General features: G+C 70.0%; 18 protein-coding genes. 11 read left to right on the forward strand and 7 right to left on the reverse strand.

Annotation, left to right across the window (positions count from 1 at the left end):
* Positions 1–142: 142 nt before the first annotated feature.
* The 3 genes from ACSVDM_RS04700 (at position 143) to ACSVDM_RS04710 (ending at position 2,771) form a co-directional block, all read left to right on the forward strand.
* Positions 143–973: a hypothetical protein gene (locus ACSVDM_RS04700; protein WP_439263081.1), complete on the forward strand. Its 831-nt coding sequence runs from the start codon at positions 143–145 to the stop codon at positions 971–973.
* 156 nt (positions 974–1,129) lie between these two features.
* The gene (locus ACSVDM_RS04705; protein WP_067490881.1) at positions 1,130–1,708 is read left to right on the forward strand and encodes a sigma-70 family RNA polymerase sigma factor; all 579 of its coding nucleotides are present in this window, start codon (positions 1,130–1,132) and stop codon (positions 1,706–1,708) included.
* A 109-nt stretch (positions 1,709–1,817) separates the two neighbouring features.
* Entirely contained in the window at positions 1,818–2,771 is a 954-nt protein-coding gene (locus ACSVDM_RS04710; protein ID WP_439263082.1) for an anti-sigma-D factor RsdA, read from the forward strand.
* Positions 2,772–2,901: 130 nt separating this feature from the next.
* On the opposite strand, the gene ACSVDM_RS04715 is transcribed toward ACSVDM_RS04710, so the two are convergent.
* Positions 2,902–3,315, reverse strand: a complete 414-nt coding sequence (locus ACSVDM_RS04715; protein WP_022567296.1) for a DUF5319 domain-containing protein — start codon at positions 3,313–3,315, stop codon at positions 2,902–2,904.
* A gap of 214 nt (positions 3,316–3,529) precedes the next feature.
* On the opposite strand from ACSVDM_RS04715, the gene guaB reads away from it, so the two are divergent.
* Complete coding sequence (gene guaB, locus ACSVDM_RS04720) at positions 3,530–5,074, forward strand: IMP dehydrogenase (protein ID WP_067490877.1); 1,545 nt, start codon at positions 3,530–3,532, stop codon at positions 5,072–5,074.
* A gap of 111 nt (positions 5,075–5,185) precedes the next feature.
* Entirely contained in the window at positions 5,186–6,340 is a 1,155-nt protein-coding gene (locus ACSVDM_RS04725) for a GuaB3 family IMP dehydrogenase-related protein (RefSeq protein ID WP_067490875.1), read from the forward strand.
* Here ACSVDM_RS04725 and ACSVDM_RS04730 read toward each other — a convergent pair.
* Entirely contained in the window at positions 6,337–7,137 is an 801-nt protein-coding gene (locus ACSVDM_RS04730) for an alpha/beta fold hydrolase (RefSeq protein WP_067641611.1), read from the reverse strand. The two genes, ACSVDM_RS04725 and ACSVDM_RS04730, sit on opposite strands and share 4 nt — an antisense overlap.
* Positions 7,138–7,269: 132 nt before the next feature.
* Here ACSVDM_RS04730 and guaA point away from each other — a divergent pair, with 132 nt between their 5' ends.
* A complete protein-coding gene (guaA, locus tag ACSVDM_RS04735; RefSeq protein ID WP_067641286.1) occupies positions 7,270–8,841 on the forward strand; it encodes a glutamine-hydrolyzing GMP synthase in 1,572 nt (523 codons plus the stop codon).
* Between the two features lie 75 nt (positions 8,842–8,916).
* On the opposite strand, the gene ACSVDM_RS04740 is transcribed toward guaA, so the two are convergent.
* The 4 genes from ACSVDM_RS04740 to ACSVDM_RS04755 all read right to left on the reverse strand — a co-directional run bounded on the left by ACSVDM_RS04740 (position 8,917) and on the right by ACSVDM_RS04755 (position 15,509).
* Entirely contained in the window at positions 8,917–9,123 is a 207-nt protein-coding gene (locus ACSVDM_RS04740) for a hypothetical protein (RefSeq protein WP_439263085.1), read from the reverse strand.
* The gene (locus tag ACSVDM_RS04745) at positions 9,116–10,891 is read right to left on the reverse strand and encodes a PspC domain-containing protein (protein ID WP_439263087.1); all 1,776 of its coding nucleotides are present in this window, start codon (positions 10,889–10,891) and stop codon (positions 9,116–9,118) included. The genes ACSVDM_RS04740 and ACSVDM_RS04745 overlap by 8 nt, the downstream gene beginning before the upstream one ends.
* A 66-nt stretch (positions 10,892–10,957) precedes the next feature.
* Positions 10,958–14,791, reverse strand: a complete 3,834-nt coding sequence (locus ACSVDM_RS04750) for an nSTAND1 domain-containing NTPase (protein ID WP_439263088.1) — start codon at positions 14,789–14,791, stop codon at positions 10,958–10,960.
* A gap of 88 nt (positions 14,792–14,879) precedes the next feature.
* Positions 14,880–15,509, reverse strand: a complete 630-nt coding sequence (locus ACSVDM_RS04755; RefSeq protein ID WP_067490864.1) for an MspA family porin — start codon at positions 15,507–15,509, stop codon at positions 14,880–14,882.
* A 313-nt stretch (positions 15,510–15,822) separates the two neighbouring features.
* Between ACSVDM_RS04755 and ACSVDM_RS04760 the strand changes: the two genes are divergently transcribed.
* Both ACSVDM_RS04760 and ACSVDM_RS04765 read left to right on the forward strand, forming a co-directional pair.
* A complete protein-coding gene (locus tag ACSVDM_RS04760; protein ID WP_439263090.1) occupies positions 15,823–17,460 on the forward strand; it encodes an ATP-binding protein in 1,638 nt (545 codons plus the stop codon).
* Positions 17,461–17,712: 252 nt separating this feature from the next.
* Entirely contained in the window at positions 17,713–18,348 is a 636-nt protein-coding gene (locus ACSVDM_RS04765; protein WP_067491188.1) for a response regulator, read from the forward strand.
* A 22-nt stretch (positions 18,349–18,370) separates the two neighbouring features.
* On the opposite strand, the gene ACSVDM_RS04770 is transcribed toward ACSVDM_RS04765, so the two are convergent.
* Positions 18,371–19,504 (reverse strand): serine/threonine-protein kinase, encoded by a 1,134-nt coding sequence (locus ACSVDM_RS04770; protein ID WP_356984917.1) that lies wholly within the window; start codon positions 19,502–19,504, stop codon positions 18,371–18,373.
* Positions 19,505–19,692: 188 nt separating this feature from the next.
* Here ACSVDM_RS04770 and ACSVDM_RS04775 point away from each other — a divergent pair, with 188 nt between their 5' ends.
* The 3 genes from ACSVDM_RS04775 (at position 19,693) to ACSVDM_RS04785 (ending at position 23,312) form a co-directional block, all read left to right on the forward strand.
* A complete protein-coding gene (locus ACSVDM_RS04775) occupies positions 19,693–20,448 on the forward strand; it encodes a hypothetical protein (protein ID WP_378668143.1) in 756 nt (251 codons plus the stop codon).
* 242 nt (positions 20,449–20,690) lie between these two features.
* Positions 20,691–22,262: a DNA polymerase Y family protein gene (locus ACSVDM_RS04780; protein WP_439263092.1), complete on the forward strand. Its 1,572-nt coding sequence runs from the start codon at positions 20,691–20,693 to the stop codon at positions 22,260–22,262.
* Positions 22,263–22,418: 156 nt separating this feature from the next.
* Complete coding sequence (locus ACSVDM_RS04785) at positions 22,419–23,312, forward strand: sucrase ferredoxin (RefSeq protein WP_439263253.1); 894 nt, start codon at positions 22,419–22,421, stop codon at positions 23,310–23,312.
* Positions 23,313–23,403 lie beyond the last annotated feature (91 nt).

Consider the following 23,403-nt stretch of genomic DNA (forward strand, 5'->3'; position numbering starts at 1 on the left):
TTTGCGGCGAGGGCATCCGGGAGCGGAGATTTACCTGATGGCAACATCGGCCACGGAAAGAAAAGCTGAACGGTTGCTGCCCGGCCGCGGTCGTGACATATCACGAGAAACGGCGAGGACCATCGGGAGCTAGAGTCACCGCGTGCATACTGCGGCCTCATCGGCGGATATCGGTTCCGAAATCCTCGCTTCGACAGCATTCGGTCCCACCCCGGGCCGGGCCGCTGCACAGTTGCCGGAGCCTGCCGACCCGCGCTCGCGCTGGCATCGGGCGGTCGCCCTCGGTGGTCAGGGCCACTACGCCGCCGCCCGCGCCGACCTGCGGGTACTCGCCCGCACCCGCCTCGATCCCGGCTTGGCCTCGTTGGTCGAGAGCACCACGGGCTCGCTGCTGCGTCAGCTCGGCTGGCACGGTGCCGCCGCCGCCAACGACGGGCGCGCGGCCCGCCTCGCCTGCGCCGCGACCGGAGCCACCCGCGCCGAGGCCCTGGCCGACGCGTACACCGGTCTGGCCGCCGACGCGCTCGGCACCGGCCGCCTCGCCCTCGCCACCCGGCTGCTCGGCCGGGTGGAACCGCTGCTCGACGAGGCGCCTGCCCGGGCGCGGGTGCGCTGGCACTGGGTCCGCGCCGAAACCGCGCTGGCCCGCGGCGAATTCGCGCTGGAGGACGCCACTCGTGCCGCCGCGCTGGCCGAGGACCTTCCCTCGGTGCGGCACCGGGTGAAATCGGCACTGCTCGTCGCGGCCGCCACCGCCGCCGCGGGAGAGCTCGCGGCGGCCGCGCGACTGGCCGAGAAAATCGACTCTGAGTGCCGTGACAACGCCCTGCTGCCCCTGCGCTGGGCGTGCGCGATGCTGCGCGCCGGAGTGGCCGCGGAGCCAGCCGCCGCGGCGGCCGCCGCGCACGAAGCCGCAGATCACGCCGCACGTATCCGTTCCCTCGGGGGAGACTTCCGCTCGTCCCCCCGATGAGGCCGCCCGGCGATCTTCCTGAGAGCACCCTCAGAACAACCCGGGGCCGCTGGCGGGTGATCATCGGGTCGCTATTGTTAGTTCCGTTCCGCCACATCGGTGGAAGCTCGGTCACATGTGACCGCGCCACTCGTAACGCCAGGAAAATCTCTGACGATGACGCATATGGGCGAAGAGTTGGACCTCGCCGTCGCTGCGGCTGCGCAGGGCGACAGGACCGCTTTAGCTCAGGTACTGGAACTGGTCCGTCCCTTGGTGGTTCGCTACTGCAGGGCGCGGATCGGTGCCGCGGAGCGCGGGCAGCTCTCCGCGGACGATGTTGCGCAAGAGGTCTGTTTGGCTGTGATGACCGCCCTGCCCCGCTATCAGGATCAGGGTCGGCCCTTCATGGCCTTCGTGTACGGGATCGCCTCGCACAAGGTCGCCGACGCCCACCGCAATGCCGCCCGTAACAAGGCGGAGGCGATGGCCGAAGTACCAGATGTCATATCCACCGACCACGGACCGGAACAGCGAGCTCTCGACTCGGAGACCAGCAGGCAGATGAACACTCTGCTCGCCACGCTCCCCGAGAAACATCGGGAAATCCTGATCTTGCGACTGGTGATGGGTCTGTCAGCAGAGGAAACCGCAGTCGCCGTGGGCAGCACGGCGGGGGCGATACGGGTGGCCCAGCACAGGGCACTCGCAAAACTGAAGTCACAAGTGGCGAGGGCAGGTGAAATGTATGGCTAGGGATGGCGAGCGCGGTCGAGGCGACCGGAAGGTTTGGCGTGGGTCGCACGACAGCGGTCCCTACGCCGCCGAGGATGCCGGCGATTCCGGTCCGGTCGACATTGCGGCGGTGCGCAGCGACGATGCGCTGATCGACGCGATCGCGAGCGACGGACCGGTGCATACCGACAGCACCGAGGAGTTCCAGCTGGCGTCACTGCTCGCGGATTGGCGGGCCGATCTGTTGGCCGAGCCGATGCCGGCGGGCCCCGATCTCGACACCGTCTTCGCGGCGGTCGATCAGGAGATCGGTGCCAGGCAGGTTCGAACCGGAGCTTCCTCGCGCGGACGTCTGCGTCTGGTCCGGCCCCTGCTGGGGTCCGCCGCGGCACTGGCCGTGGTGTTCGGCGGTATCACGGCGTTCTCCTACAGTGCGGCACCCGGTGATCCGCTGTGGCGGGTCAAGGAAGTCGTGTTCAGCGAACAGGCACAGACCACCGTCGTGGCTCGCGCCGACGACGACCTGGCCGCCGCGCAGAACATGATCGCCGCGGGCAATCCGGAACAGGCTCGCGCCAAGCTGGAGCAGGCCTCGGCGACCGCAGATCAGGTCAGCGACCCGAAGAAGCGCGAGGACCTGCTGGCTCGCTGGAACTTGCTGCGTGATCAGCTGGTGAAGCAGGCACCCGAACTCGGGTCGCTGCTGCCGCCCGCGCCGCTGCCGGGTACCACCGCGCCGTCCTCGTCGCCGTCCGCACCTTCTCCGTCGCCGGCCAAGCCGGGGACCACCGACCCCGCGGCGCCGATCGACCCGGGTAACTCGGGTACGACCGATCCGACCGTGCCGCCGGAGATCATGCTGACGCCTGCTCCGGAGACGGTGGACCCCAAACCGACCGACCAGTCGCCACCGCCGGTGACCACGGTGCCGCCGACTCCGCCGCCGGTCACCGTCGAACCGACCCAACCCCCGACAACCATCGCAGAACCGCCGCCGACCGCTCCGACGGCGGTTCCGCCTACGCAGCCTGTGCCGACGGCCGTTCCGACGATCTCGATCCCGTCGCTTCCCGGCACTCCCTGACCAACAACGAAAGAGGCCTCGAACCACAGTGGTTCGGGGCCTCTTTCGTTGTTGTCTGTATCGGTAGCCGTCCGGCGCGTGCGCGACTCACGCGGGACCGCACGTGCTCGGTCCGCCGATCAGTGAGCGCTCAGTTGTCGAACCCGTCGAACCCGTCGCCGTGGAAGGCCTCGTTCATCGAGGCGTCCGCGTAGCCGCGGCAGTAGTCCCAGGTGACGTACGCCTCGGGCGTCGGGTCGTAGGCGGGCTCGTGCGGCCGGACAGTGCCGTCGACGAGTAGCTGCAGCAGGTTCGCCCGCAGCATGTCCCAGTCGTGGTAGTGATCTTGCCGACAGTCCTCGCAGCTGACGACGAGCCCGCGGATGCCACGATGGGCGAGCAGGGCTTCGTAGACGGCGAGGTCGGCGAGATCTTCCTCGACCGCGAGGCGCTCATGTGGATCCAGCGGCTCACCGGGCTCGATGGCATCGAGCGCGGCAGACGGGTCGGAGGGGTCTCCGGCGAAGGGATCCGGCGGCAGGCCAGGTGGTAGATGGTCACGCACAACCCCACGGTACGCAGTGGTGGCCGGTCTGCGCCAGCGATGCACCTGGCAAGTTTTGCGCGAGGGCTCACTGCACAGCGTGTCACGGCCGACCGATACCATGGAATGCAGGCGTCGGCGAGCTTGTTCTCACCGACCATCAAGCTTTCCGCTCAGCACCGACGCGCGTCATCTCCTGCGTCGGTACTCCGACGACCAGGAGGGGTCGATCCGAATGAGTAATCCCGTGTCGGGCGAACGAATCGCGGTGCGCCCTCCTACGGGTGGCGACGATCCGAACAAGATCGCCATGCTCGGCCTCACGTTCGACGACGTGCTGTTGCTGCCTGCCGCCTCGGATCTCATCCCCAGCTCCGTCGAGACCTCCAGCAGGCTCACGCGTGACATCACGCTGCGCACCCCGCTGGTGAGTTCGGCCATGGACACCGTCACCGAGGCGCGCATGGCGATCGCCATGGCGCGTGCGGGCGGCATGGGTGTGCTGCACCGCAACCTGTCGGCCGCCGATCAGGCCGCCCAGGTGGAGACCGTGAAGCGGTCCGAGGCGGGCATGGTGACCGACCCGGTCACCTGTCGTCCCAACGACACTCTCGCCGATGTGGACGCCATGTGCGCCCGGTTCCGCATCTCGGGCCTGCCCGTGGTGGACGAGACCGGTTCGCTCGTCGGCATCATCACCAACCGCGACATGCGCTTCGAGGTCGATCAGGACCGCCGCGTCGACGAGGTGATGACCAAGGCGCCGCTGATCACCGCCCAGGAGGGTGTCACCGCCGAGGCCGCGCTCGGTCTGCTGCGCCGCCACAAGATCGAGAAGCTGCCCATCGTCGACGGCAACGGCCGCCTGCGCGGGCTCATCACGGTCAAGGACTTCGTCAAGACCGATCAGTACCCCAACGCCACCAAGGACCGCGACGGCCGCCTGCTCGTCGGTGCGGCGATCGGTGTGGGTGAGGACTCCTGGTCGCGCGCGATGACCCTGGCCGACGCGGGTGTCGACGTGCTGATCGTCGACACCGCGCACGGGCACCAGTCGCAGGTGCTGCAGATGGTCGCCAAGGTGAAGGCCGAAGTGGGCGACCGCATCCAGGTCGTCGGCGGCAACGTCGCCACCCGGGCCGGTGCCGCCGCGCTCGTCGAGGCGGGCGTCGACGCTGTCAAGGTGGGTGTCGGTCCCGGCTCCATCTGCACCACTCGCGTGGTTGCCGGTGTCGGTGCGCCGCAGATCACCGCGATCCTCGAGGCCGTCGCCGCGTGCAAGCCCGCCGGTGTGCCGGTGATCGCCGACGGTGGCGTGCAGTACTCCGGCGATGTGGCCAAGGCCATCGCCGCCGGTGCGTCGACGGTGATGCTCGGTTCGCTGCTCGCGGGCACCGCCGAGTCGCCCGGCGATCTGATCCTGGTGAACGGCAAGCAGTTCAAGAGCTACCGCGGCATGGGTTCGCTCGGCGCGATGCAGGGCCGCGGCCAGGCCAAGTCCTACTCCAAGGACCGCTACTTCCAGGACGACGTGCTCGCCGAGGACAAGCTGGTCCCCGAGGGCATCGAGGGCCGCGTTCCGTTCCGTGGCCCGGTGAATCAGGTGATCCACCAGCTCGTCGGCGGCCTGCGCGCCGCGATGGGCTACACCGGTTCGCAGAACATCGAGCACCTGCAGGGCGCCCAGTTCGTGCAGATCACCGCCGCGGGCCTCAAGGAAAGCCACCCGCACGACATCACCATGACCGTCGAGGCCCCGAACTACACCGGCCGCGGCTGAGTACAATAGATGCGTTTGTGCGCCGGGGGGTACGCTCCCGGCGCACAGCCATGCAAGCCGTCAGGTTTGTGAAAACGCGCGCACACGCGCGCCCGGACACAGGGAGCAACTGTGCGTGACATGGTCGAGATCGGGATGGGTCGGGTCGCTCGGCGGACCTACGAGCTGGACGACGTGGACATCGTGCCCTCGCGGCGGACGCGGTCGTCGAAGCAGGTCTCGCTGGCCTGGCAGCTCGACGCCTACCGCTTCGAGATCCCCGTGCTCGCGCACCCCACCGACGCGCTGGTCTCGCCGGAGTTCGCGATCGAACTCGGGCGTCGTGGTGGCCTCGGTGTGATCAACGGTGAGGGTCTGTGGGCGCGGCACGCCGATGTGCAGGCCAAGATCGATCAGCTGATCGATCTGGTCGACAAGGGGGGTTACGAACGCGCGATCTCCTTACTCCAGGAACTGCACGCCGCCCCGATGCAGCCCGACCTGCTCGCCGCCGCCGTGGCCCAGGTGCGCGCCGCCGGGGTGACCACCGCCGTGCGGGTGAGCCCGCAGAACGCCCGCGCGCTCACCCCCGCACTGGTGCAGGCCGGTGTGGAGCTGCTGGTGGTGCAGGGCACCATCATCTCCGCCGAGCACGTCGGTGACGGCGAACCGCTCAACCTCAAGACCTTCATCGCCGAACTCGACGTGCCGGTCGTGGCCGGTGGCGTGAGCGATCACCGCACCGCCCTGCACCTGATGCGCACGGGTGCGGCGGGCGTCATCGTCGGATACGGCTCCTTCCCGGGTGCGACCACCACCGGCGAGGTGCTCGGTATCGGTGTGCCGATGGCCACGGCCATCGCCGACGCCGCCGCCGCGCGCCGCGACTACCTCGACGAGACCGGCGGCCGCTACGTGCACGTGATCGCCGACGGTGACGTGGCCACCTCCGGCCAGCTCGCCAAGGCCATCGCCTGCGGCGCCGACGCCGTGATGCTCGGTGTGCCGCTGTCGGTGTCGGCCGAGGCGCCGGGTCACGGCTGGTACTGGCCCTCGGCCACCGCGCACCCCTCGGTGCCGCGCGGTTCGTTCCTGCCGGTCGACGAGTCGTGGCTCGACGGCCCCGACGGCGCCACCGACCGCCCCAGCCTCGAGCGCGTCCTCTACGGCCCCTCCGACGACCCGTTCGGTTCGCTGAACCTGGTCGGTGGCCTGCGTCGCTCGATGGCCAAGGCCGGTTACTCCGACCTCAAGGAATTCCAGAAGGTCGGGCTCAGCGTCCGCTAACGGACGTGGGCCAGTGACACCCGTTCGCGCAGGAACCGGCCGATGGCGGCATTGACCGGTTCCGCGTGGGTCATCGTGACACCGAGGCGGGCGCCGTCGATCTCCACGTAGGTGGAGGCGGTGAGACCGTCGGCGAGCATGCGGGCCCTTTTCCCGGCGATACCGCTGTGGGTGGCGTGGATGACCAGCGCCGGGCAAGTGATCTCGGACAGCCGTTCGAGCACCGAGTCGCGCCCGAGCAGGCAGCCGACCGCGGCGTCGAGACCGTTGTGCGCGTCGCCGACCCAGCGGCGGGTCCAGATCTCGCGGTAGTGGTTGTCGTCGCCGATGAGCCAGTCGGCGAGCTGGGTCGCGGCTTCCTCGCGGGAACCCCGGTCGTGCCATTCGTCGAGGAAACGCTGTGTGGCGGTGGACTGTTCACGGGTCGGCCCGTGGGCTTCGGTGCTGATGAGGATGAGCGCGGCCACCCGTTCGGGGGCGACGAGCGCGGTGCGTAGCGCGGTGAACCCGCCCTGGGCGGTGCCGCCGACGATCGCGCGTTCGACGCCGAGCGCGTCGAGCACGGTCAGCGCGTCGCGGGCGGCGGTCCAGTAGGTGAACGGTAGCCGCTGGTCCCTGGTGCGGCCGTGGCCGCGCGCGTCCCACGCGACGACCCGGAATTCGGGGGCGAGTGCCGTCTGCTGCGCCTCGAACATCGTGCGGTCCATGAAGAATTCGTGGGCGAGCAACACCACCGGACCCGTGCCACCGCTGTCCTCGTAGTAGATGTCGGCATCGATCGCGCGGGCGAATGGCACGAGCACGAGGATAGCCAGCCCCGCCCCGCCCCGCGCAAGGATTGACGGTGCGTCGTGGTCTGTCACAGCGTGGCGTGGCGTCGCATCGATGCCCCGTGCTCGGCCGTCTGTCACCCTCACTAAACTGGGCAGGTGGCAGAAACTCAGAGACCGGTCCTCGTCGTCGACTTCGGCGCACAGTACGCACAGCTGATCGCCCGCCGGGTGCGTGAGGCCAGGGTGTTCTCCGAGGTCATTCCGCACACCATGACGGTCGAGGAGATCGCCGAGAAGCAGCCGCTCGCGGTGATCCTGTCCGGTGGCCCGTCCAGCGTGTACGCCGAGGGCGCCCCGCAGCTCGACGCGCGGCTGTTCGACCTCGACGTGCCCGTGTTCGGCATCTGCTACGGCTTCCAGGCGATGGCCCAGGCCCTCGGCGGCACCGTCTCGCACACCGGCACCCGCGAATACGGCCGCACCGAACTCAATATCGACGGTGGTGTGCTGCACGGTGGTCTGCCGACCATCCAGCCGGTGTGGATGAGCCACGGCGACGCGGTCACCGACGCCCCCGAGGGGTTCGAGGTCACCGGCACCACCGCGGGTGCGCCGGTCGCCGCGTTCGAGGATCGCGCGCGTCGGCTGGCCGGCGTGCAGTACCACCCCGAGGTGCTGCATTCCCCGCACGGCCAGCAGGTGCTGAGCCGCTTCCTGCACGAGCTGGCGGGCATTCCCGCGGCGTGGACCCCGGCCAATATCGCCGAGGCCCTGATCGAGGACGTGCGCGCCCAGATCGGTGACGGCCACGCCATCTGTGGGCTGTCCGGCGGTGTCGACTCCGCCGTCGCCGCCGCGCTGGTGCAGCGTGCCATCGGTGACCGGCTCACCTGTGTGTTCGTCGACCACGGTCTGCTGCGCGCGGGCGAGCGTGAGCAGGTGCAACACGATTTCGTCGCCGCGACCGGGGCCAAGCTGGTCACGGTCGACGCGGTCGACAAGTTCCTCGGTGAGCTGAAGGGCGTCTCCGACCCGGAGGAGAAGCGCAAGATCATCGGCCGCGAGTTCATCCGGTCCTTCGAGGACGCGGTGGCGGGCATCGTCGCCGAACAGGGTGGCGACGGGACGGCACCGAAGGTCGAGTTCCTGGTGCAGGGCACGCTGTACCCGGATGTGGTCGAATCCGGTGGTGGCACCGGCACCGCCAACATCAAGAGCCACCACAATGTCGGCGGCTTGCCCGACGATCTCGAGTTCGAGCTGGTCGAGCCGCTGCGGTTGCTGTTCAAGGACGAGGTCCGTGCGGTGGGTCGCGAACTCGGCCTGCCCGAGGAAATCGTCGCGCGCCAGCCGTTCCCGGGCCCCGGCCTCGCCATCCGCATCGTCGGCGAGGTGACCGCCGACCGGCTCGACCTGCTGCGTCAGGCCGACGCCATCGCCCGCGAGGAACTCACCGCCGCCGGCCTGGACAAGCAGATCTGGCAGTGCCCGGTGGTGCTGCTCGCGGATGTCCGCTCGGTGGGTGTGCAGGGTGACGGCCGCACCTACGGTCATCCGATCGTGCTGCGCCCGGTGTCGAGCGAGGACGCGATGACCGCGGACTGGACGCGCCTGCCCTACGACGTGCTCGAACGCATCTCCACCCGCATCACCAACGAGGTGGCCGAGGTGAACCGCGTAGTGCTCGACGTGACGAGCAAGCCGCCGGGCACCATCGAGTGGGAGTGAGTCAGGGGTTGCCCCTGCAATAGAAATGGCCCGTCTGATGACGGGCCATTTCTCGTTTCGATGTCGTTGTTCTCGTCAGTGTCGTTTGCGGCGGGGGGAGAGGACGAGCAGCAGGCCGACGACGCTGGCCACGATCACCACGCCCCAGCCCATCGGTACGATGCCGCCGCTGTCGGGGGTCGGTGCGCCGAGCAGGGCCCACACGCTCACCGCAAGGGCGAGCAGACCGGTGATGAGTAGGGAAAATGCCGGGCGGCGTTCGGTTTTCGTCGAGTCAGCCACGGGTCACCTCCACGTCGCCGAGGTGCATCGTGATGTGCAGGTCGAGGACCGGTGCGCCGGGGGTGTTCGGTCCGCTCAGGCCCTCGTCGCACGGGTTGTCGGCGACGCGGATGTCGCAGGTGGTGTTCACCGTCATCCCTTCTGGCAGCTTGATCTTCGTATCGCCGATGTTCACCGCGACCTCGACGCTTCGTGATTCGGTGAGGGTGAGGCCGCGCAGATCCAATGTGCCCGAACCGATGTCGAGGGCGTAGCGGGGCTGCAGTTCCTGCACGGAGGTCGGCGCCCACACGCGGTCACCCACATTGCCGCTGTTCTCGAAGTCGATCGGCCCGATCAGTGAGGCGAGCAGGACGAAGCCGGCCAGCGGTGCGGTGAGCACGAGCAGTCCGTAACCGCGCCGCAGGAATGCGCCGGCGACGAGGCCGAGGCCGACGACGGCCAGGGCGAAGGCGGCGATGCGGGCGGGGGTCATCCATTCGACGCCCGACGCGGCGGCCGCACCCGCTGCCGCGGCGGCGAGGATGGCCAGGCCGATGGTGATCGGCGTCAGCCGGGAGCGCGGGCGTTTCGGTGGTTGCGGGGCGACCGGGGCGAAGGTGGGGACGGCTTCGGGGAGCTCCCAGGCCAGCGGGGCCACGGCCAGGGGATCCCAGCCGGGGGGCACCTGGGCGCGTAGGTGGGGGCTGCCCGGGGTTTTGGGCAGGATCGCGGTGTCGCCGATCGTCGACAGGCCGGTCGGTTCAGCGTGTGCGGCCGGCTCGGGTTTCGCGAGATCGATGATTGATCGGTCGTCGCCGGACTCGTGCCCTGCGGTCGGTGTTGTCTCCGCCGTCGGCGCCGGTCGGAGGTGGGCGTCTGCTGCCGATGCCTCTCGGTTGTCCACGACCGTTCCCGAGGCCTCCTGGATGCCGGCGTCTGTTGTCGGCGTCGTCCCGAATTCGTCAGGTTTCGGTGCGTCCGCGAGTTCTGCGTCGATGGGCGCGGAAGGGCGAGCATCGGCGTGCTCGGAAGGTGCAGTGCTGCCGGTAGATTCGGCATCTTCCGGGGTGGTCACGGTTTCGCCGACGGTGGTCGACGACTGTGGTGGCACGGCGTCGCTGTGCTTGTGCAGTACTACCGTCTCGGCCTCGTCGACCCGCAGCAACGGCATGGGTTCCGCTGTCGCCGCGCGGTTTTCCGTGCGGGGGAGCACGGTCGTCGCCGGATCGGGGACGTAGGCGTCGGGGAGTTTGGTGTACGGCGTGTACATCCCCTCGGCGGTGTACGGGTACATCGCGTTCGGGTAGCCCGCGCCCGGGTAACCGGTGGTGCCGAGCGGGGCGGGACGGCTGTCGAAACCGGCGGGCAGCTCGGGATGACGCAGATAGAGCATCCACCACCCGGCCAGCATCAGACCCATGCTGATCACGCCGCCACCGCCGAGCCCCAACCCCATCGGGCCCATGGTCGACACCGCGATGGCCAGCGCCACGATCAACACGATCGTCTTCGTCTGCGAATGCGACCCACGCCCGCTGAGCGACTCGGCCGCCGACGCTTCGTTGCCCGCGGAGCCGAGCACCAGCCACGCCAGCAGATACAGGATGATCCCCGCCCCGCCGAAAATGGTCGACACCACGAACGCCACCCGCAACAGCACCGGATCCACGCCGTAGCGCAACCCGAACCCGGCGGCCACACCGGCGATCGGCCCCTGCCGGGGCAGCCGGACGGGCCGCGTGTGCCACATCTGCTGAACCTGATCGCCGAAGCTCGTTCTGCTCATGGGTTCCATGGTGTGCTGCGCGACCCCTCGACCGCATCGGGGGGAACCCTGAAAATTGCCCGGGGTTCAGGAGCAGGGTGCGCGGTAGGGGCCGTTGGCGACGTGCGTGCGCCAGACCGCCTCGGTGAGCATGCCTGTGCTCGCGCAGATGCGGGTGGCGACGGCTTCGGGGTCGAGGTCCCAGACGCCGAGCTGTCCGTCGTCGGTGAGGAGTACGAGCTGTTCGCCGCGTGGGTGCAGGACGACCGCTCGTCGGCGGCCGTCGGCAGGGCCGATCGGGCCGGTGCGGTGGCGTGGCATGCGTGGGTCGGCGATGTCCCACAGGTTGGTGGTGCCGGTTCTGCTCGACACGGCCAGTCCGGTGCCGCCCGCGGTACCGGAGATCCACGTGATCGGGGCGATCTCGGTGCGTGCCGCGACGACGAGCGGGGTGAACGATTCCAGGTGATCGGTATCCCACAGGCCGAACTGGTCATCTCGGGTAATGGTGAGGACTCGGTGACCGGGGACGAATTCGGACGGCCAGAAGGACTCGTTCAGGTCCACCTCGGTGTCGATGGCGAGCTGTGGGTGTGCCGGATCGTCCAGATTCCAGATCTGGCGGAAGACGCGGAATTTCTCCTGGCGTCCATCTCCTTGGAGTAGCCGCACCGTCAGTTGGCTGCCGTCGGTGCTGAAACTGCCGTCGGCGAGTTCTCGTTCCCCTGCGGTGATCGGTGGTCCGAGGGGTGTGGGCGCGGTGCGATCGGTGACGTCCCACACCTGGCCTGTGGTGCGATCGGTGACCAGCATCCGGGTTCCCTCGACCACCGAGAATTCACCTTCGCCGAGCGGCCACGCGGGCAGCATGCGCGGGTGACGTGGGTCTTCGAGATCGAACACGACGCGCCGCCTGCCCTGCCGGTCGTGCGCTGTCAGGGTCCGACCGTCTGGGCTCAGCGCGGGTTCGGTCAGCCCCGGTATCGCGGGAATTGTCGCCGTTCTGACCGGCTGGCGGATGTCGGTGGTATCCCAGACGGTAATCGCGCCGCCCCGGGTGAGTAGGGCCATGCGGTTGCCGGAGCGGTCGAAGACAGGGGATGTCGGCTCCGGTGCCCTCGCCGGGATATCGATGGTCGAGCGGGGCAATGTCCAGACGCGCAGCAGACCGTCGTCACCGGCCCCGATCAGTATCGGTTCGCCGGGGAGGAAAAGCATGGTGCTTGGGCCTCCGCCGCACGGTGAGTACCACACTCGGGGGCAGGCGGTCGGGCTCACGGCGAGCGGGCGCCCGGTTTGGGTGGGTTGGGACGGATCGGCGATATTCCACAGCCGCGCGGCTTCCTCGGAGCCCGTGGCGAGAAGGTTTCCGCCGGGATGGAAGGCGAGGGAAGTCAGGTCGTCGTTCGCCACCCTGGTGGACGCACCGAAGGCGCGCGGACGGGCCGGCTCGGTGGTATCGAAGAGCCGCAACTGGCTCGACGTCGCACTGTCTGTGCCGCCCACTCTGTGTGTGCCGACGGCCAGCCGGGTTCCGTCCGGGCTGAGTGCGACGGCCGTCAGATACTCCCCAGCCTGGGTGGATATCGGTTCACCGAGGGGCTGGGCGGTCGCGGTATCCCACATCTGCACGGTGTCCGGGACGGAGATGCCCATGGTTTGGGTGCCGAGCGCGAATGTTGTTCCACCGGCCCCGAATTCGATGGTGTGGTTGTCTCCGGACAGCGCTCTGGTCGCGGTGCGCACGGGGTGTGACCGATCGCGCACGTCCCACAGGCTCAACGTCGAGGCGGCGATCTGCGCGAGTCTGGTTCCGGTCGGGTCGACAGCGATCTGCTGGGCGCGGGCGGGGTCGAGCGTGTAGACAAGTCGGGGGGCTCCGGGGTCGGCGATATCCCACAGCTGGGTACCGGAGCCGCCGAGGGTGACCGCGTCCGTGCTGCCCGGAACGAAGACGAGCTCATCGAAACCAGTGCCGAGCGCGGTGGGCAGGCGCCGAGGTCGCGCGGGATCGTTCAGGTTCCAGAAGGCCGCCTCGCCGCGGTAGTCGATCGAGACCAGCAATGCGTCGGCCGGACGGAAGGCGAGCGTATCGACCAACTCGGTATGCGCGGGCACCGCGACAGCGAGCGGCGAGTCCTGGCTGTTCAGCAGCAGATTGCGGGTCATGTCGTCGGGCCGGAGCCGGTACGCGGCCAGCAGGAATTGGGACGAGAGAGACGGGTCGATGGTTCCGGTGCGCTGGGCGGCGGCCACCAACTCGGCATAGTCGCGGTCGAGTGCCCGTTGGTCGGCGAGCCGGGTGCGGTCGAAGGCGATCACACCGGTGGCGAGCAGAGCGAACACCACCATGATCGCCACGATCCGCCGTCGGTTGCCGTTGCGCGCCGCGCGCCGTGAGGCCTGTAGAAAGGCTCGCACCTGCGGGTTGTCGGGCGCGCGGCCGACGTGTTCGCCCACCCGGTCGAGCCGGGTACCCCGATACAGCAGCGCCGGATCCTGCCCGGCGACTGTCCATTCGATCGCGTCGCGCTCGAGCCGTTGGCGGACCGCGTGCCCGACTCGGTCGGCATCGATCCAGCCGCGCAATCGTGGCCAGGCCGTGAGCACGATCTCGTGGGTGAGCTGCACGGAGCTGGCGTCGACGGTGACGATTCGGCTGGCGGCGAGCACGTCGAGCGCTTGCGCCGCCGCCTCGGAATTCCCACTGCGACCGAGTAATTCGACGCGGTCGACGGTGCGGCGGGTGTCGCGGGTGTCCTGCCCGACGGTCACCAGCGCGCCGAGGAGTTCCTGTGCGGCGCTCTGCTGTGGGGGAGTGAGCTCGCTCCAGGCGAGTTCGGCGGTCTCCGCGACCGACCCCGCGACACCGCCGGCCTTGCGGTACCCGGCCACGGTGAGTTTGCGCCCCTCCCGCTGCTGCCAGGTCGCGGCCATCACGTGCGACAGCAGCGGCAGCGTGCCGGGGTCGTAACCGTCGAGATGCTCACCGAGCCCGCGCAATTCGGCGAGAACCAGCTCGGCGAGCCCAGGTTCGAGGGTGAGTCCGGCGGCAGCGGCAGGACCGGTGATCGCGCGAGATACTTCGTCCATCGACATGGCACCGAGCAGATAGCTGTTGTGCTGCAAGCTGTTCCGTAGCACGGGGTAGTGCAGACACGGTTCGTAGAAGTCGGCGCGCAGGGCCAGGACCACTGTGCGCGGATCGGTGTCGCGGGTGGTGAGTTCGGTGAGCGAGGTCAGGAACGCCGAACGTTCGGCCTCGTCCTGACACAGTGTGAACAGCTCTTCGAACTGGTCGACGATCAGCACCGCCGGATCGTCGCCGACGGCGTCGAGTGCGGTGGCCGGTGTCGCGCCCGGTGTGATGGTGGCTGCGGTCAGGTCGATGGCCGGGCGCAGACCCGCGGCGAGCAGCGAGGATTTGCCCGCCCCCGACGCGCCGATCAGCACGACGATGCCCGTGGTGTCGCGGACCAGCGCGGCGAAATCGGCGGTGGCCTGCTCGCGTCCGAAGAACAAGGTGTCCTCCTCGGGTCGGTAGGCGCGCAGGCCGGGGTACGGGCAGGTGTGGTCGTCGCCCGCCGTCGCCGTCCAGGTGACCGATTCCTGCCACAGCCGTCGCCATTCGTGCGGGTCGGCCAGTGTTCTCGGCAGGTCGCGCTGGGCCTTCTCGGTCATCTCGACGAGCGTGAGGACCACGGGCAGCAGGGATTCGAAGCGGGCGGGAACATTGCGGCCGGCTTTCCAGTCGCTGATCCGCTGCGCCGACGGCGTGCCCGACTGGGCGCCGCGCATGCGCCGCTCGGTGGCCGCGGCGACCCGGCGCAGGGTCGGGTTGCCCGCCGCGGCGTAGAGCTCGCCGAATCGCTGGGCGAAAAGCGCACGTGGCGACGAGATCTCGCTGTCGACGACAGTCAAGAACCCCCCCGTTCGATGAAAAGATGACCACCGCAATGATATTCGCCCGGCTCGGGAACCCGGCGTGGGCGCCGGGTTCCCGGTTCGGCTACAGGAACATGGTGTCGCCGAAGACGGAGTTCGTGGCCTCGACCTGACCGGTTCCGGCGGTGACCGTCGCCCAGGAGTAGACATTGAGCGGACCGCCGCAGTTGCCGACCATCAGGTGGAAGTCGCGGTTCACCAGGTAGGTGGTGCCCGAGCTCAACGGCATCGATCCCATGTCGATCTTCTTGATCTCGCCGGGGGCGAGCGACAAACTCAGGTCAAGACCCGCCGAGATCGACGGACCGATATCGACCGAGCCGTCGGGACCCGACGAGCCGAATCCGACGCTCGCCCCCGCATCCACCGAGATCCCGCCGTCGAGGCCGACCGACAATTCCAGGTCGACGGCACAGGCCACGAGGTAACCGGAGCTGAGGTCACCGGTCGCGCCGGGCGGTGCGGTGACGTAGGCGGTGTTGTTCAGGAACACCTCGCGGTTGGTCGGCATGGCGTTGAGCGGGGGAACCAGCCGGTAGGACTGGTCGGTATGGCCGATGGTGAGCTGGAAGCCCTCGGGACCGTGGTAGGTCGATTCGTGCGGTGCCATCGGCGTGGCCGAGGCGATCGGTGTCATCCCGAGAGTGCTCAGTCCGATGGTCGCGGCACCCAGCACGGTGGTGATGATGTTCACGTGTTCCTCCCCTGGAGCGGCGGCCGTGGTTCCGGCCTGCCATCAACGTAGGAAGATCATCTGTGCCCGGGCTTTCGAAATACCGGTGCGATCGCTGAAAGCCCTGCTGAGGGCGGCACTTTCGGTTTTCCGGTCCGGCATCCGCCGCCGGTTCCGCCCGGCCGCACCGGTTTGCGGATAGCCGCAGGTCATCGCTGATTTTTGTCCGGACCGGACAGGGTGCGCCGCAGGTCGGCACGGAATCGGGGACATCGGGCACAGATCAGGGTCTTTCCTGATGTCGGCTGCCGCTCGCGCGTGCCAGTATCGAAGTATGGATCCGTCTGTTCCCACCCGCACCGCCGCCCAGGGGCTACCCGGGCCCGGCTTCGCCCCCGGGATCAACGGCTCCGCGCGCATGCCGGGGCCCGTGGCGCCTCGGCCGAGTGGCAGGCGGTATCGCGAGGCTGTCCGGCAGTATCGCCGAGCGGCTCAGCAGTACGGTGTCGCCCAGCAGTACCGTCCTGGCGTGCAGTACCTGCCCACGCCGCCGCCGTACCGTCCGGCCGTCGGCTACTCGCCGGTCCCGCCGCAGGGTTACGGCGTGCCCCGCGGGTATCTCCCCGGTGTGCTTCCGGTTCCCGCGTCCGAACCCGGCGACCCGGCGTCGCCGACGACTCCCCGGCTGGTCCGGCGGACCGGTGGCCGGGTGATCGGTGGCGTCGCGGGCGGCCTGGCCGATCACCTGGGCGTCGACGTGTTCAAGGTGCGGCTGGCGTTCGTGCTGCTGTCCGCGCTGGTCGGCGCGGGCCTGGTGGCCTACGGCCTGCTGTGGATCTTCACCCCGGCCGGTGGCGACGCGACCGCACCCACCGGCGACGAGCGCAGGCAGGCGATCGGGCTCGCGCTGCTCGGGATGGTGCTCGCGGTCACCGTCGGCTGGTTGTTCCAGGGCACGGCGGCGAAGGTGATCGTGCCGGTCGTCGTCGTCGCGGTCGGCGCCGCCCTGGTGTGGCGTGAATACGATGTGGCCGCGCCGGGACCGCGGGCGCTGTTCGGGTTGCCCGCGCGACCGTCGGTGGTCACCTGGTCGCGCATCGTGGCCGGGGCGACGCTGATCGTGTTCGGCCTCGGTGTCGTCGTGCTGGCCCGTATCGACCTGAGCTCGCTCGGTTCGGCCTTGATCGCGGTGGCGGTCACCCTGGTCGGCGCGGGGCTGCTCACGGTGCCGCTGTGGCTGCGCATGGTCCGCGCCCTCAACGCCGAACGCGGCGCCCGCATCCGCAACGAGGAGCGCGAGGAGATCGCCTCCCACCTGCACGACTCGGTGCTGCAAACCCTCGCGCTGATCCAGCGGCAAGCCGAAGATCCCCAGGAAGTGTTGCGCCTGGCCCGCAGCCAGGAACGCGAACTGCGCAAATGGCTCTTCGACGATGCCGCGCCCGCGCATTCGAGCCTGTCCGCCGCCCTGCGCACCATCGCAGGCGAGGTGGAGGACCAGCACGGTGTGAAGGTCACCCCCGTCACCGTCGGCGATGTCGCGATGGACCCCGGCGACACCGGCGCCGGGCTGCCCAAGGAGCACTTCACGGCCCTGCTCGGCGCTACCCGCGAGGCACTGGTCAACGCGGCCAAGCACGCCGACGTGCCCGAGATCGACCTGTTCGCCGAAACCGAACCGCACCAGGTGAGCATCTTCGTGCGCGACCGCGGCGCCGGTTTCGACGTGTCGTCGGTGCCCGCCGACCGGCGCGGGATCGCCAAGTCGATCTGCGCGCGCGTCGAGCGGCGCGGCGGTACCGCCGAGATCGACTCGACCGTCGGGCGCGGTACCGAGGTGCGGATCGTCATGCCGCGCACCGACTCCGGTTCCTCCGAGCCGAGCGACGAGGAACAGCCGACCGACGCCGATTCGCCGACCGTCGCTCTGCGCCTGGACCAGGCGCACCATGACCATCCGGTCGACCGCTGACGGCCGGGTTGCGCGGCTCGGACATGGTGGTGGCGGTGGGAGGGCACCGTCGCGCCGCTCGGATGTCCTGATGTGGCCGTGGAGGGTCCGGTTGCGGCCGCGCGGATGTCGTGGTGTGACCGCTGATGGTCCGGTTGCGTCGCGCGGACATCATGATGGGGGCGCTGATGGCCCGATCGCGTCGCCCGGACATCGTGGTGTGGTACCGATGAGCATCAGGTTCGCGGTTCGAATGAGGAGTCTCGAGTGAGTGTGCGGGTGTTTCTGGTCGACGATCACGCGGTCTTCCGGTCGGGGGTGCGAGCGGAGCTGAGCCGGGAAGCCGACATGGAGGTGGTCGGTGAGGCCGGGGCCGTGGCGGAGGCCGTCGCCGGGATCGATGCCGCGAAACCGGATGTGGTGCTGCTCGATGTGCACATGCCCGACGGCGGCGGTGTCGCGGTGCTGAGCGGAATCGCCTCGGGCCCGGTCTGTTTGGCGCTGAGCGTGTCGGACGCGGCCGAGGACGTGATCGCGGTGATCCGGGCGGGCGCGCGCGGGTATGTCACCAAGACCATCTCCGGCGCCGAGCTGGCCGACGGCATCCGCCGCGTCGCGGGCGGTGACGCGGTGTTCAGTCCACGGCTGGCCGGTTTCGTCCTCGACTCGTTCACCGGCCGCTCCCCGGTCCCCGAACCACCGCTCGACCCCGAATTGGACTCACTGACCCCACGCGAACTGGAAGTCCTGCGTCTGCTCGCCCGCGGATACACCTACCGCGAGATCGCCGAAAGCCTGTTCATCTCGGTGAAGACGGTCGAAACCCACGCCTCGAACGTACTGCGCAAAACCCAGCAGTCCAACCGCAACGCACTGACCAGATGGGCCCATCGCCGCCGCATCGAATGAGCGGCCCCGGGCGAGGCAGCGCCTACATCACTGCGATGATGAGGGCGATGAGGATGACCAGGCCGATCAGCACACCTGCGCCGATCGCCAAGGGCGCACCGTTGGGCAGGTCGTCGAAGAAGCTGCCGGTGCGCTGGGGGCGCGCGGTCTGCGCGGCGGCAAGGGGTGCGCGGTGCGGGCGGGGCAGCGGCTGGGCATTGGGGCTGCGCACGCCGCTGGCGCCGCTGCGCGACGCCCAGGCCGGGATGGTGCCGTCCTCGGTGCGCAGCGGGACACCGAGAATGTAGGCGCCGGTGCCGGGACCGAAAGCGGCCGTGAGGATCTCGTCGCGGGCTTCGGCCATGGTCGGACGGCGCTGCGGCGCGGGCTCGAGCATGTGCAGCAGCGGCTGGGTGAGGATGCCGCTGCGGGTGGGCGGGATGATGCGGCCCATCGCGGCGCGGGTGACCACGTCGTTCTCGTCGTCATCGAAACCGAACGGCGGCTGACCCTCTAGCGCGGTGTAGAGGGTGGCGCCGAGGGAGAACACGTCGCTGGCCTCGGTGGGCTGGGCGCCACGCGCCACCTCGGGCGGCAGGTAGGCGGGGGTGCCGGTGATCACGCCGTCGGGTTCGTCACCGTGCGGGTCGCCCGCACCACGGGAGATGCCGAAGTCGCTGAGCTTCGCCTTGCCCAGGTCGGGGCCGCGGTCGGCGACGAGGATGTTGCCCGGTTTGATATCGCGGTGCACGATGCCCGCGGCGTGGGCGGCGGCGAGCGCGTCGGCCACCTGCGCGCCGATCTGGGCGACCTCCACCGCGGGCAGTGCGTCCACCAGCGCGAGCGCCTTGGCCACACTGCGCGAGGGTAAGTACTCCATGACGAGCCACGGCTCGCCCGCTTCGATCACCACGTCGTAGACGGCGATGGCGTGCTCGTGCGACAGCTTGGCCGCCACCCGGCCCTCGTGCACGATGCTGTTGCGCACCCGCTCGGCCTCGGCCTCGCTCAGGCCGGCGGTGGTGAGCACCTGCTTGATCGCGACTTCCCGGTTGAGCAGCCGATCGGTGGCCAGCCAGACCGCGCCCATGCCACCCCCGCCCAGCTTCGACTGCAGGCGGTAGCGGCCCGCGACCAGGTAGTCGGGGCCGATATGGGGGCGAGCACGTTCGGTCACGGGTGCGAGGGTAGCCGAATCTGCCGCTGACTGGCCGGGATCTTCCCTGTGGACAGGGACAGGGCCGCCTGTCACGCTGGTCGCGATCGAACGTATATTCGAATACGATCGATAGCTGGAACGGTGCTGTCGTTTCGGTGACGAGCGGTTCGCCGCTCGCGGGTCCATCGTGGAAGTAGGTGGTGTTGATGGGTTCGAACGGTTTGCCGCCCGAGCCGGGCACGCGCGAGCACACGCTCGACGAGTTGCGCAGGCGGATGGCCTCGGTGCCGGGACGTGGTGCGTCGGTAGCCGCGCAGATACCCCGTGAACAGCCACTTCGCCGCGATCTGCTGCCCGTTCCCGCGCCGTTGGCCGACCTGCTTCCCGACGGCGGACTGCCGAAGGGGTCGGTGGTCGCCTACTCCGGTGCGCACTCGCTGCTCACCGGCCTGCTCGCCTCGGTCACCGCGGGCGGTGGCCACGCGGCCGTGGTCGGGCTGCCGCGGCTCGGTTTGCTGGCTGCCGCCGAGATGGGTGCGCAGCTGTCGCGGCTCGCGGTCGTCCCCGACCCGGGTCCCGACCCCGCCGAGGTGGCCGCGGTCCTGCTCGACGGCCTGGACCTGGTGGTCCTCGGCCTGCACGGCCTCGCCGTCCCCCCGGCTCGCTGCCGCGTGCTCGCCGCCCGCGCCCGCAACCGTGGCACCACTCTCGTCGTCGCGGGCGGTGAGTGGACCAACCCGGCGCTGCGCCTGGACACCCGCGTCGCCGGTTACGACGGCCTGGGCCCCGGTCGCGGTCGCCTGCGCTCGGTCTGTCTCGACGTGCGCGTCAGCGCCAAGGCGGGCCCACCCCGCCAGGGCCGCATGGACCTGTGCGCCCGCGCGGGTCGCACCGAATGGCTGGCCCGCGAGAACGTCGCCCGCCCAACCGAAGTGACCGCCTTACGCGAGGCCGTGTCGTGACCCCGCGTCCGTTGCCCACCTTCGCGCGATGGGCATGAGCACCGTCATCGCGCACCCCGCGCCCCTCGACCGATCGACCGCAGTCCGCGGCGCTCGCATCGATCACAGGAAGGTGCGGGCAACGACTGTTACCGCAGGGTGCGGTGCCTTGCTCACGCGTGGGCTCGTGATGGTGGGGCGGTCGAGTGTGCCGGGGTGGGGGAGCGCGGTGTGGTGTGGGGTCGTGTGGTCGGGGTTTTGCTATGGGGCGCGCTGATCGGGTGGTCGCGGTGTGGTGCCCGGATTGGCCTGCCGTGGCGGCGGCGGCCGGGATGGGGGTGGCGGCGCAGCGGCCGATCGCGGTGTTGCGGGGGAACCGGGTTGTCGCGTGTTCGGCGATCGCGCGGGCCGAGGGGGTGCGGCGTGGGATGCGCAGGCGGGATGCGCAAGGCTGCTGTCCGGAACTCGTTGTGGCCCAGGATGACCCGGATCGGGACGCGCGGCTGTTCGAACCGGTGGTCGCGGCTGTCGATGCCACCGTACCGGGGGTCGAGGTGTTGCGGCCGGGACTGATCGTGCTCGGGGCGCGGGGTGCCACACGGTATTTCGGGTCCGAGGAGGCGGCGGCGGAACGGTTGATCGACGCGGTCGCGGTGGCAGGCGCCGAAGCCCAGATCGGGATCGCCGATGCCATGTCGACGGCGGTCATCGCGGCCAGACGTGGCGCGATCGTCGAGCCGGGGGAGGGCGCGCGCTACCTCGCGTCGCTGCCCGTGTCCGAGCTCGCGGCCGAACCGAGCCTGGCCGCACCGGACCGTGCCGACCTCGCGGACCTGTTGCACCGCTTGGGTTTACGTCGCATCGGCGACTTCGCCCAGCTCGCGCCCGCCGAGGTGACGTCGAGGTTCGGTGCCGACGCCGCGCACGCCCATCGCATGGCGCGCGCCCTCCCGGAACGCCCGCCTTCGGCGCGCAGAGCTGCCCCGGAACTGACCGTCGAGCTGGCCTGCGACCCACCCATCGACCGGGTCGACGCGGCCGCCTTCGCGGGCAGGCAGCTGTCCACCCGCTTGCACGCGGCCCTGTCGGCGGCGGGGGTGTCGTGTACCCGGCTCGCCGTCACCGCTCGCACCGAGACCGGTGAGGAGCTCACCAGGATCTGGCGTTGCGCGCGCCCGCTCACCCCGTCCGACACCGCCGACCGGGTCCGCTGGCAACTCGACGGCTGGCTCACCCATCGCGCCCGCCCGACCGGTCCCATCGTCGCGCTCACCCTGGAACCGGTCGAGGTGGTCGCCTCGGGCGCCTTGCAGCTGGGTCTGTGGGGCGGTGAGGGGGAACAGACCGAACGCGCCAGGCGCGCGCTGGTGCGGGTGCAGGGTCTGCTCGGCGGTGAAGCGGTGCGCATCGGGGTGCTCAGCGGCGGTCGTGGCCCCGCCGAACGCATCACCATGATCGCCCTCGGGGACGAACTCACCCCGAGCGCGGACCCCGCCCACCCGTGGCCCGGCCGCCTCCCCGAACCGGCCCCCACCCTGCTCCTGCTGCACCGCCCCACCGTCCACCTGACCGCCGCCGACGGCACCGAGGTCGGCGTCACCGACCGAGGCCTGTTCACCGCCGACCCCGCGATCCTGCGCTGGGGCCGCAAGCAGTGGTCCCTGCTCGGCTGGGCAGGTCCGTGGCCGGTCGTGGAACGCTGGTGGTCCGCCGCCGAACACGCGACCACGGCTGTCCGCGTCCAGGTCCAGCTCGACGCCCGCCCCACCGAGATCCGCGCGGTCCTGCTGGTCCACGACGAGCAGAACTGGCATGCCGAGGGGGTCTACGAGTAGCACCGCGCGATCTTCTCGGCCGTGGACTGCTTCGCTGTCACCGCTGCTCAGCGAGGGTGTGAACCGTGCACTGCCGGGCGCCTCTACAGTGAACTCCGGTCAGGGACCGACCCGGCGAGCGAGAAAGGAGGCGCGGTGACGAATCCGTTCGAGGGCATGGTGTGTTCGGCGGCCGCCGCCGACCTTCCGCTGCTCGGCACGGCGGTGCACGCCACGGGGTGGCTGTGTATCGAGCATCCCGGGGCGTGGGGGCGCGATGTGCTGGGTGACGAGGTGCTCGGACCGGAGATCACCGCCGAACTGGCCGCGCGCACGTCGGCGGCGAAGGTGCGCCCGACCCTGATCCGCCGTCCCGGACGCTACGAGTTCACCGGCACGCGCACGGTGCTGCTGGCCAGTGCTCGGCCCGAGGGCTCGTGGTGTGTGCGGTTCGAGATCACCGACCTGAGTGAGCTTTTCGATATCGATCTGCACCTGGTGGACGGGCCCGCCCCCGAAATCGGTGTGCGGGTGGACGATCCGATCGTCCTGGTCTGCGCCCACGGCAAACGCGACCAGTGCTGCGCCCGTCTCGGCCGCCCGATCGCCGCCGCCTTGGCCGCCGAACAGCCCGGCCGTGTCTGGGAGGCGTCCCACACCGGCGGCCACCGGTTCGCCCCCGCCGTCGTCCTGCTCCCGTCGGGCCTCACCTACGGCCGCGTCGACATCCCCGCCGCCCGCGACCTGCTCGCCGCCGCCGACACCGGCGAGGTCTCCCTCACCGGCCTGCGCGGCCGCAGCTGCTACCCGCCGATCGCCCAGCTCGCCGAAGTCGCTGTCCGCGAACAGGTCCCGGCCCCCGCCGACGCCCTCACCGTCACCCTCGACCCCACCCCCACGCACGACCCCACCCTCGCGGGCGCCGCCGTCGTCACCCACCGCGACGGCCGCCGCTGGCGCGTGACCACCCGCACCGCCTCCGCCACACCCCGCCAGGCCAGCTGCAACGCCAACCCCAAACCCGCCGGCTACCTCGAACCGGTCTCCATCGAACAACTCCCCACCCTCTGACCCACGCACACCACCCGGCAAGGCCTGCGATCGCTCCCGCCCCTGCGACGCCCGTTCTCAACGGCGGCCGTCCGAGCTCGCGGATCCGCTC

The sequence above is a fragment of the Nocardia sp. JW2 genome, from assembly GCF_051843015.1.
GTDB classification, from domain to species: domain Bacteria; phylum Actinomycetota; class Actinomycetes; order Mycobacteriales; family Mycobacteriaceae; genus Nocardia; species Nocardia coubleae.

Excerpts from the sequence above, each read along its gene's own strand:
- ACSVDM_RS04705 (WP_067490881.1), top strand. The coding sequence starts at position 1,130 with ATGACGCATATGGGCGAAGAGTTGGACCTCGCCGTCGCTGCGGCTGCG.
- ACSVDM_RS04745 (WP_439263087.1), bottom strand. The coding sequence starts at position 10,891 with ATGAGCAGAACGAGCTTCGGCGATCAGGTTCAGCAGATGTGGCACACG.
- guaB (WP_067490877.1), top strand. The coding sequence starts at position 3,530 with ATGAGTAATCCCGTGTCGGGCGAACGAATCGCGGTGCGCCCTCCTACG.
- ACSVDM_RS04775 (WP_378668143.1), top strand. The coding sequence starts at position 19,693 with ATGGGTTCGAACGGTTTGCCGCCCGAGCCGGGCACGCGCGAGCACACG.
- ACSVDM_RS04780 (WP_439263092.1), top strand. The coding sequence starts at position 20,691 with ATGGGGCGCGCTGATCGGGTGGTCGCGGTGTGGTGCCCGGATTGGCCT.
- ACSVDM_RS04760 (WP_439263090.1), top strand. The coding sequence starts at position 15,823 with ATGGATCCGTCTGTTCCCACCCGCACCGCCGCCCAGGGGCTACCCGGG.
- ACSVDM_RS04785 (WP_439263253.1), top strand. The coding sequence starts at position 22,419 with ATGGTGTGTTCGGCGGCCGCCGCCGACCTTCCGCTGCTCGGCACGGCG.